This window comes from Erwinia oleae, assembly GCF_000770305.1.
GTDB lineage: Bacteria > Pseudomonadota > Gammaproteobacteria > Enterobacterales > Enterobacteriaceae > Erwinia > Erwinia oleae.
Map to the genome: position 1 here is coordinate 26,311 of NZ_JNVB01000055.1, position 9,046 is coordinate 35,356.

General features: G+C 56.1%; 10 protein-coding genes. 7 read left to right on the forward strand and 3 right to left on the reverse strand.

Annotation, left to right across the window (positions count from 1 at the left end):
• The first annotated feature begins 8 nt into the window (after nt 1-8).
• Nucleotides 9-413, forward strand: coding sequence for a hypothetical protein (locus GS12_RS16575; RefSeq protein WP_034948945.1), 405 nt, complete (start codon nt 9-11; stop codon nt 411-413).
• Nucleotides 414-511: 98 nt separating this feature from the next.
• Here the strand turns inward: GS12_RS16575 and GS12_RS16580 are convergent, their stop codons facing one another.
• Both GS12_RS16580 and GS12_RS16585 read right to left on the reverse strand, forming a co-directional pair.
• The gene (locus GS12_RS16580; protein ID WP_034948947.1) at nt 512-937 is read right to left on the reverse strand and encodes a GNAT family N-acetyltransferase; all 426 of its coding nucleotides are present in this window, start codon (nt 935-937) and stop codon (nt 512-514) included.
• A gap of 14 nt (nt 938-951) precedes the next feature.
• The gene (locus GS12_RS16585) at nt 952-1,185 is read right to left on the reverse strand and encodes a PerC family transcriptional regulator (RefSeq protein WP_034948974.1); all 234 of its coding nucleotides are present in this window, start codon (nt 1,183-1,185) and stop codon (nt 952-954) included.
• Between the two features lie 129 nt (nt 1,186-1,314).
• On the opposite strand from GS12_RS16585, the gene GS12_RS16590 reads away from it, so the two are divergent.
• From GS12_RS16590 to GS12_RS16615, 6 genes are all read left to right on the forward strand, one after another.
• Nucleotides 1,315-3,726 carry an ATP-binding protein gene (locus tag GS12_RS16590; RefSeq protein ID WP_034948949.1) on the forward strand — a complete coding sequence of 804 codons (2,412 nt, stop codon included), beginning with the start codon at nt 1,315-1,317 and terminating at the stop codon, nt 3,724-3,726.
• 174 nt (nt 3,727-3,900) lie between these two features.
• On the forward strand, nt 3,901-4,308 hold the full coding sequence (locus tag GS12_RS16595; protein WP_034948952.1) for a TIGR03757 family integrating conjugative element protein: 408 nt from the start codon (nt 3,901-3,903) through the stop codon (nt 4,306-4,308).
• 2 nt (nt 4,309-4,310) lie between these two features.
• Nucleotides 4,311-5,276, forward strand: a complete 966-nt coding sequence (locus tag GS12_RS16600; protein ID WP_407637865.1) for a TIGR03756 family integrating conjugative element protein — start codon at nt 4,311-4,313, stop codon at nt 5,274-5,276.
• A 79-nt stretch (nt 5,277-5,355) separates the two neighbouring features.
• Nucleotides 5,356-6,711 carry an integrating conjugative element protein gene (locus GS12_RS16605; RefSeq protein ID WP_200884535.1) on the forward strand — a complete coding sequence of 452 codons (1,356 nt, stop codon included), beginning with the start codon at nt 5,356-5,358 and terminating at the stop codon, nt 6,709-6,711.
• 1 nt (nt 6,712) lies between these two features.
• Entirely contained in the window at nt 6,713-7,051 is a 339-nt protein-coding gene (locus GS12_RS16610; RefSeq protein ID WP_034948956.1) for a hypothetical protein, read from the forward strand.
• Between the two features lie 10 nt (nt 7,052-7,061).
• A complete protein-coding gene (locus GS12_RS16615; protein WP_034948958.1) occupies nt 7,062-8,582 on the forward strand; it encodes a conjugal transfer protein TraG N-terminal domain-containing protein in 1,521 nt (506 codons plus the stop codon).
• A 286-nt stretch (nt 8,583-8,868) separates the two neighbouring features.
• Here GS12_RS16615 and GS12_RS23490 read toward each other — a convergent pair.
• Nucleotides 8,869-9,046: integrase core domain-containing protein (locus tag GS12_RS23490; protein ID WP_152601427.1), on the reverse strand; the 178-nt coding region annotated here is incomplete at its 5' end.

Consider the following 9,046-nt stretch of genomic DNA (forward strand, 5'->3'; position numbering starts at 1 on the left):
GGGAATTCATGAAAAAACTGACTATGGCACCGCCAATGGTCGTACCGGACAAGGCTCTGATCGCTTCTGTCATTTTTAACGTTCCGCCTCAGGGAATGGCTTCAATCGGGCAGGCTGACAGCGTATCGCTGGATTTGCTGCAGCGGGAAATCATTAACCGTCTGGACAAACCCGTACTGCTCTCGGTGTATCCCCACCGGGTAGGCCGCCGCAGTTGTGTAGCGGTTCATCTGGCTGATGCTCATGAGAAAACGCTCGATATTCTGATCACCGTCACGGGAAATACGCTATGGCCCAATGAGGCGGAGTTCGGGGCCAGCCTACGCTGGAATATCTGCGTGCCGGATGCCACCGATCTGTTGTGGGTATTGAAAGAGATAGACAGGGTTACAGGCGGAGTAGCATGTAATTAAACCGGCCCTGCCTGACGGCCAGACAGCGACTTTTGCTGTCGGGCCGTCAGGCAGGCTGCGGGTGCGGGCGGCATAGAGCCCGCGTTTTCCAGAAAATTTCAGAGTGTTTTTTTCATAAATATGCGGCTGGAACCTTCAGGCTGACAATTGATTTCACCAAACACCTCCCAGCCATATTTTCTATAGAATTCTGGTGCCTGAAAACTAATCGTGTAAAGTACACCCGCCAGGCACCCTCGTTTCTTACCTTCGCTTTCGAATCGTGTAAGGATTTCCTTCCCCAAACCCTGAGAACGTAACTCCGGCTGTAGCCAGAATAAGTCGATAAACATTAGTCCCAGAGAAGTGCGACCGATCATCCCGCCCTGAGCTTTGCCGGTGTGGCTATCTCTGACAATCACACCAAGGGGCTGCCGATCGCAGTAACCCGTCGTGTTATCGTTAAATCCATTCAGTCCGTTTTCAACAATGCGATAATCATCCGCAGCAATCACGTCACAAATATCAATATGTATGCCTTCCATTGACCCTCCCCAGGTCAGTAGCCATCATTGCAGCGACTCTGGATCTTATATAGTCGCCGTGTCTCGCTTCTCCGACCATCTGGTGACAGATTGGCGGCGAGACCCAGACAGTGCTCTCTACGGCGGATGATGGCCTCGCGTACGGCATCGTCAGTAATATCATCCAGCACGGTCAGCCAGCGCTGGGCTGCACGGCGCCATAAGCCCCTTCTTTCCAGCGATTCAGCAATCGTGTCTTTCAGTTCCATTTTCTCCACCGGCATGACTCATGTCTGAACAGTGCCACCTATTCTTTCACAATGGCAATCACAGTTCTTTATTTAACCCTGCGCGCATTACCAGAAAATGGACATTTATCCATAAAAAGGAGTCTTTAAATGCGCCATCCCTTTGAGCTCGATCCGCAAATTATTCATCACATTATCTACAGTCAGGCCGGTTCAATCGGTAAAGCTGTTATCGAATTGATCATGAACAGCGTGGATGCCGCCGCCGGCGCCGTCACTGTCGATATTACCCAGGAGGGCTTCTCTTGCCGCGATGACGGTCGCGGATTTACTTCATATGATGACGTTAAGCGCTATTTTGGCCGTTTTGGCACGCCGCACCAGGAAGGGGATGCGACCTATGGTCGCTTTCGTCTGGGCCGCGGCCAGATTATGGCGCATGCCCGCACAGTCTGGCGATCGCAGCGCTGGCAGATGTCGGTTGATACCCGTGTAATGGGATATCACTACGACCTGGAGGAAATTGCGGAGATTGAGCCGGGTTGCTGTATCCGCGGGGAGTGGTATGAACCGCTGAGCAGCCAGGAGCGCATGTCGTGCATTCAGGAAATACGCGACTTGGTGCGCTATACCCCCGTCTCGGTATGCCTCAATGGTACCCTGATTTCACGCCAGCCGGCTAAAGAGACATGGGACGCGGAGGACGATGTGGCCTGGTATCGTCTCCGGGAAGACGGCGCTCTGTCGATTTACAATCAGGGTGTTCTGGTGCGTCACGACCCTGGCCATATCTGGGGTACCGGCGGCCTCATCGTCAGCAAAAAGCCTCTTGCGCTGAACGTCTCGCGGACTGAAATCCTCCGCAAGACCTGCCCTGTCTGGAAAGTCGTTGCCGCCCGGTTTGGCGAGCTTGCCGCCGATTTCTCAGACAATCAGGGAAAGCACCGTAAAACAGAAGCGCGACGGGAGAAAACGGCGCGCGCGCTGCTCGCAGGAGAGGGGGATCTCCAGAAGCTAATGAACGGTGAGGAGGTCATCACCCTCCTGCCCGGAAAACGTCACGTCACGCTCGAGCACTTCATCCGTAAATGCCGCTATTACCCGGCGGCAACGGACAAAAACTGTTTTACCCTCGTACGGTATGCACGCGATGTTCCGCGCGGGGAAATTATTGCCCGGGCCGGTATCGCGCCCGTAGTGCACCCCGTCACACTCGCCCGCTTCGGCTGCTTTGAACCGGATGAGTTCATGGAATGCCTGAGCCGCGTACGCGCAAACCTGCTGGCGTTCCGTGAACAGTTACCCGGGCAACAGCGATGGGGTGCCGGCTGGCAGACCGACCTGGCGCTGGTTGATTTTGACACCCTCAGCGCCAACTTTATCGATCGCACGCAGATGGTCAGCGAAAAACAGCTTGATAAGGAAACGCGTCGGGCTTGGACAGCACTGCGCTGGTGCCTGGCCCAGTATGCCGCCGTGTGCTCGGGGGGCGAGTCTGGCTATCAGTCACGCTCTTATGGCGGCAAACGTTTTCAGATCCTGCTGGGTGAGTCTACGTCTGCCGATGCGTGGACGGATGGAGATACTTATATTGCCTATAACATCGATATTGTGCGCCGGCTTAAATCCGACGCGCTCCAGACCGCTAGTCTCCTGTTCAGCCTGACGGAGCATGAGGTGGCACACGAAGGTGACAGCATGGACTGTGGCCACGACGAGGCTTTTTATCAGCGCTTTCATGATATCAGCATTCTGTGTGCGCCCGATCGCCAGCGTTACATTCATGTCTGGCTGATGAAATACACCACGAGTCTGGAGGGTGAGGGTAAACGCGCGACCGGGACGGCCTGGCGAGAGCGATATCTGACAGAGCGGGCCAGCACCGGGAGGGAGAAAAAGGGCCTGCCCGGCGTAATCAGCCGCGAAGGCATTGAAGACGCTGTCAACGCACCGTCAGAGCCGGAAGATATTTCCCGGCTCAGTCTGCTTAATCAGCTGCTGAACGGTTCGGCCCAGGCTGCTCCGGCTGAAACTGACTGGAACAGCGTTGTGGCCACCGGTATTGAGCAGACCCGTGAAAACCAGGCTCAGCGGTTGCGGGAGCAGCAGGCTCTGGAAGAATGGTATTCATCTGAGGAGAACGCATCCGATATGCTGACGGATGAGCAGCAGGATTCCGCAGAGCAGCAGTGGCTGGATGCGTGTAAAACGCATTATTTGTCGCTTTTGCCCGGGGCAACGCAAGACGCTTTAACTGACTGGGTCGTTCAGTTCCTGGCCTGTGCGACAGATTCCGATGAAGAGGCACTCGCTGCCTGGGGAATGCAGGCATGGGAAAACAGTGACCTCTGGTACGCCAGATTTACCCCGGACTGTACTGAAACGGAAGACCTTTATGAATATGGAACTGGACCCTCCAGTGAAAGTCCTGTCCCTTCTGACTGGCTTCCTTTCCTTCACGAAGGTGAAACGCGGTGGAGCATCGAGCGTAACGCCGCTGCGGCCGGATTTATGAAGGAGTTGGACTACCTTGAGTGGCGCAAAAACAGTGGTAGTGTCTGAAATGAAACGGTGCATAACCCCCGGTTTGTCACCTGACATATCGGTGCACTTTTTCCGTTCTGTCAACCAGACGTTGTGGCGAAAAAATATCAGTTACGGGCTCAGAGTTAATTACTGACCCGCCCCGATATTGAACGCACCCTGAGCGGGTTATTCACTCAGGGAGTGTTCTCCATGAAATTAAACGTCAGCTGCTTCACAGCGTTATTCCTTTCCGCCGGTGCATGCGCCGGTACCGTTATTTACACCGACAGCGCCCACCCGGTCGCGGGCAATCCCGGGCCAGAGGTCACCGTCGTTCTGCTCGATGCGCCCGACAGGCTTCAGGCGCAGATGTTTGGGCCCCTGCCGGCAGATCCAGCGCAGGCTGAGCAGCAGGCGCGCGCGATCGTCAGCTCACAGGCCTTTCAGCAGCGTCAGCAGGAACTGTCAGGCGCTTACGTCGGCCTCACGCACGCCTGGACACTGGGGCTGGAAAAGTACCCTGCCGTGGTGTTTGACGACAGGTGGGTCGTGTACGGCACCACCGACGTCGGTACAGCCACGCAGCAGCTCAATGCCTGGAAGGAGAAAGCCCAGTGAAAATGTCATTCTCCCGCCCACGCCGTCTGGCGCTGGCCACATTGCTGGCCTGCACGGGCACGATGGCCAGTGTCAATACTGCCAGCCTGCTCTCCAGCGCCGCCAGTCAGGACTGCATCAGCTGGCGCATCAGCGGTATCTGCTACTGGCTTTTCTGCACGCCGTTCGGCTGCTCGGTGAAGACATCCGTCAAGGTGACGCATTATATCCCTGAGGCCGTGGTGTCGGCCTATCTGAGCCCCGGCGCCAATCCCTGGACCGAAATGTCTGCCGTCAGCAGCCTGGCAGACGGCGCCGAAAGCGCCCTTCTGGGCGGCGCGGCCGGTGTGCCGACCGGTGGCGGCCGCCAGGAAATGAAGGCGCCCGGCGAGCGCAAGCAGAACCTGCACTTTTACTATGGTGATGCATACGGTCATCCCGCGACAAAACTCATCGGTGGCATGGTGTCGGGCTACTCCTGTGACAGCGCCGCCACACCCTTTATGCCGTATTTTACGAGCGCTCTCGATGCGCTCGCCTGGCGCACCGGCGTGCCTGAATCCTTCTATCCGGAAGCCCTAATCCCGGGGCAGCGTGAAATTGGCAGTACGACATCCGGGACGATGTGGGGCAACGTTTATCCACGTGGCGGCTTTGTCACGCAGACCGACAGCTACAAATCCGCGGCAATCGTGGTTCAGCGCGTGGCCGATATCATCACCCGGGAGGGTCAGCTTCACGTCTACAGTCCGCTCACAGGCCAGCGTTCACCAGGCTACTGGCCACCCGATCCGGTACAGGAAAACACGGGAACCAAAAATCACAAGTGGCAGCGACTATCTCCTCAGCTCTCGCAGAGCTGTGCGGTATTTCCGGACACTGATGGCCAGATTGCTGAAGACGGCAACTACGCCTGGGCACTCTGGCAACCTTACAGCTGTTGCAAGCGCCGTGGCCAGACCTTCCTTTACAGCACCGATTTCTCCTGAGGATAAACCTATGAAACAACAGCAGACACGGGTTGTACTCCGCCTGGTGGCGGCGTGCACGCTTTTTTCTCTTATCTCCATGCCGGCGCTGGCCGTTGATACCTCGCTGTCATCAGGGGGCGCTTCGGTCAGCGGCGCCATTAATGATGGTTTGTTCTATTCGATCGGGGGCGGATCGGTCATTTCCCCGCCGCCAAGCCGCAGCAACATGTCACGTTTAGGTCTGAACAGCGGCTGGAGCAGCGACCTCATGTGCGGCAACTTTGACCTGAAAACCACCGTGGGCAATCAGCTCAACGGGGTCACCAGTGGTTTTAAGGACCTGATGGGTAACGTTATTCAGGGCGCAACCGGCGCGGTCATGAGCATGCCGGCAATGGCCATCCAGCGGGCGAATCCGGGACTGTATGAAATGCTCACCAACGGCGTTTTGCAGGCGGGACTCAGTTTTGATAAAGCCCAGCTCAACTGCCAGAACATGTCGAAAAAGCTTGCCGATTATACGCTGGGGAGTAAGTGGCAACAGGCCGCCGTCTCCGAAGAGTACAAGGATATTGTCGCCTCCAGCGGCGGTGATGCCGTCTCCAGCGACCAGAAACTGCAGAAAGCAACCGGTGAAGAGGGGGTGACCTGGGTCGGAGGTCAGAAACGCGGCGGAAAAGGCCAGCAGGCCATTCAGCCGACGCGGGACCTCGCGAAGGCAGGATACAACATGATGAACAGCCTGCCGGTCACAAGTAACAGCAGCGTAAGCACATCGGGCTGCAGTGGCACCGTATGTCAGCGATGGCCAACGTCCGATGCGGCCGCCGCAGCGGTGGTTAAAGTACTGGGCGACCGTTCCATTCGTACCTGCCGTGAGACCAGCGAGTGCACCAGCGGCGGTTCAGACAATCAGCCTGGTAGCACGCTTGCCGGTACAGGGTTCTCGCCGGTGCTGGAAGATGCCACCAAAGCCAATCTTGAGCAGCTCGGCAAGCTGGTCGGCGGAGAACTGCAGCCAACAGCTGATAACCTCGCAGCCCTTAAAACCGGCAGTCTTGTCGTGACGCGCGGCGTCATCCAGTCGCTGCGCGATGACCCGGACAGGGTCGCGCTGGTTCAGCGACTGGCCGGTGAACTGGCGATGGCTGACACCGTGGAAACCGCGTTGACCATGCGGCGCATGCTGACCACGGGCGAATCCGAGCCCAACGCAGCGGAACAGCCAGAGGCGATAGCCGAAGGTGACCGTCGTGTAGATGCGCTCGATCGGGAGCTGAATGCCCTGCGAAATGAAATGGAGCTTCGCAAGTCCATCAGTAGCAACAGCCTGCTGACCACGCTCGCGCGCCAGGGAACCCGTAACCAGGACAACCAGCTGCAGCAGAAGTCCGGCAACCAGGACCAGGGCTTTGGCCAGATGAATCAGACCCAGTCTTCCGGAGCAAACTGACATGAAGCGTGCATGGTTCCGCGGCCGCACGGGCCGCTTTATTACGATGGTATCCATCCTGGTACTGATTACTGCTGGCATGTTTGCCCTGGCTTCCGTGTTTATGGCCTACGACCCCGATGGCCACCTGACCCGCCGCTGGCTGTATGAGAGCCGGTGGGCGCTGTTCGCCTGGCGACTAACGATTTATGCCGGCATCGCGGCAGCCTGGCTTTTGAAGGTTCGCCCACAACTGCTGAGGCGCTGGCCGGAAGTCCGTGCCCGCATGCCGCGCACCGAGCTGCTCGGCTTATTGTTTATTCTGGCCACAGAGTGCGTGGCCTGGACCGGCACGGCATAAGGAGAAGACCATGACTGCTAACAGTTATCTGGAATACTTTCTGGTCCTCTTTGGCTGGGTAATGAATAACGCCATGTGGACCATCCTCAGCAGCACGGGGCTGTTTGCCCTGCCGCTGGTGTTTAAAGTGCTTGGCGTCTGGCTGAAGGTCCGGGAGGAAGGTGCGGATGAGGGGAACAAGGGGCTTCTGGCTATGCCGCGCATCGAGCACGCTATTTACGTCTCGTTCGTGGTGATGCTGTTCTGCTGTATTCCACTCCTGCCGGTGGATATCAGCACCATCAAGTTCGACAGTTCGAGGGCAAAGCAGTGTGGCATCAGCGTCCCGACGCCGCAAAACTCCGGCTACAGCGGACTGGTTAACGACTTTGACGGACGTACTGCCCAAGTACCCATATGGTGGTATCTGCTGCATATGATGTCTAAGGGCACCACACAGGCGATGATTGCGTCTATTCCCTGCGGCACACAGCTGCGCCAGATGCGCTTTGACGTGCAGAACACCAAGCTGCGTGACCCGGTACTGCTGCAGGAGGTGCAGGACTTTGCCGACCAGTGCTACTCCCGGGCATATTTCCGACTTAAAAACAGCAATACCCAGCTCAGCGATGCCACCATTAACTCGGTAGGCTGGATTGGCAGCGACTATTTTCTGAAGGCGTCTGGATATTATGACTATTACACCGCCACCACCCCGAGGAGCCAGTGGCCCTATGACAGCGCGCGCGACAGCGGCTATCCGGACACCGGTCAGGGAGGCTATCCCACCTGTAAAACGTGGTGGTCAGATGGCTCATCCGGGCTGCGCACTCGTGTGCTGGCCACTTTCAGTGATTACACGCGTAAGGAAGTACAGAGGCAGTTTCCAGGCCAGCAGTGGGAGGAAGTGGTACTTCGATGGATAGTCAGCCCGCGTAATGCCGGACTTTCAGGCGGAGGTGTGACCTATATGGCTGGTGCAGACGACACAGCGTCAGGCATTGGCGGAAATCTCTCACGTCTGGCTTCTACTTTTGGGTTAGGCATGAAGCAGGTAGAAGCACTTCCTGGCTTCGATGCGTTGAAACAGGCGCTTCCGATGATACAGGCGCTATTACAGATGATGATTATTACTGTCATTCCTGTGCTGATGATGTTCAGTGCCTACGAGCCCAAAACGGTGGTTACTATATCATTTGCTCTGTTTGCACTGCAGTTCATCACGTTCTGGTGGGAGCTTGCTGGCTGGCTTGATGACAAACTGATAACCATTTTGTACTCAAGCCTTGCTGCTACCGGACTTGCTTCAGGTGAACCTATCGCAGATTTCCTCAGCTCTCCAAGAGATGGATGGATCATGAATTTGGTACTGGGGATGATGTATGTGGTGTTCCCAGCTTTTTGGGTGGGCATGCTGGGCTGGATTGGAGTGAAAATTGGAGGCATTGCTGAAGGGTTCATTAAGGGAGGTGCTCAAGCTCAACAAGCAGGTCAAGAAGGGGGAGCTATGGCCGGTGAGGCTGTGAAAGCTGGGGCTAGGAAACTAATCTAACTATTTCTAACTAAAGATGAGGCTGGCAGATCAATCACTGACAGCCTCTATTCACGATCAATTCTGTAATTGCCTACGTACCAACCATAACCTTCAATACCATCACGAAAGCCATCATTAAGCTTTTTAGCCTTTGAAGTCGAATCAGGAAGTTTTGACGCAACTATAGAAACAGCTGAGCAAGCCGTCTTGACTGAGTCTCTTAAGTCCTCCCCTAAAGTGCGCCCACTCTCGTATTTATCCAACTCTTCATTTGATCTCCTCCCAATATCGGTGCCAGGGTAAATCAGAGATCCGGCCCTGTTTGCAGGCTTCGGATAAATTCTTCCGGAGTCTGGTTATTTAACGAGGAATGTGGCCGGTACTGGTTATATTCCTGCCGCCAGTGCTCGATCTTCTCCTGAGCATCTTCCAGTGACAGGAACCAGTGCACGTTCAGACATTCATCACGCAGGCTGCCGTTA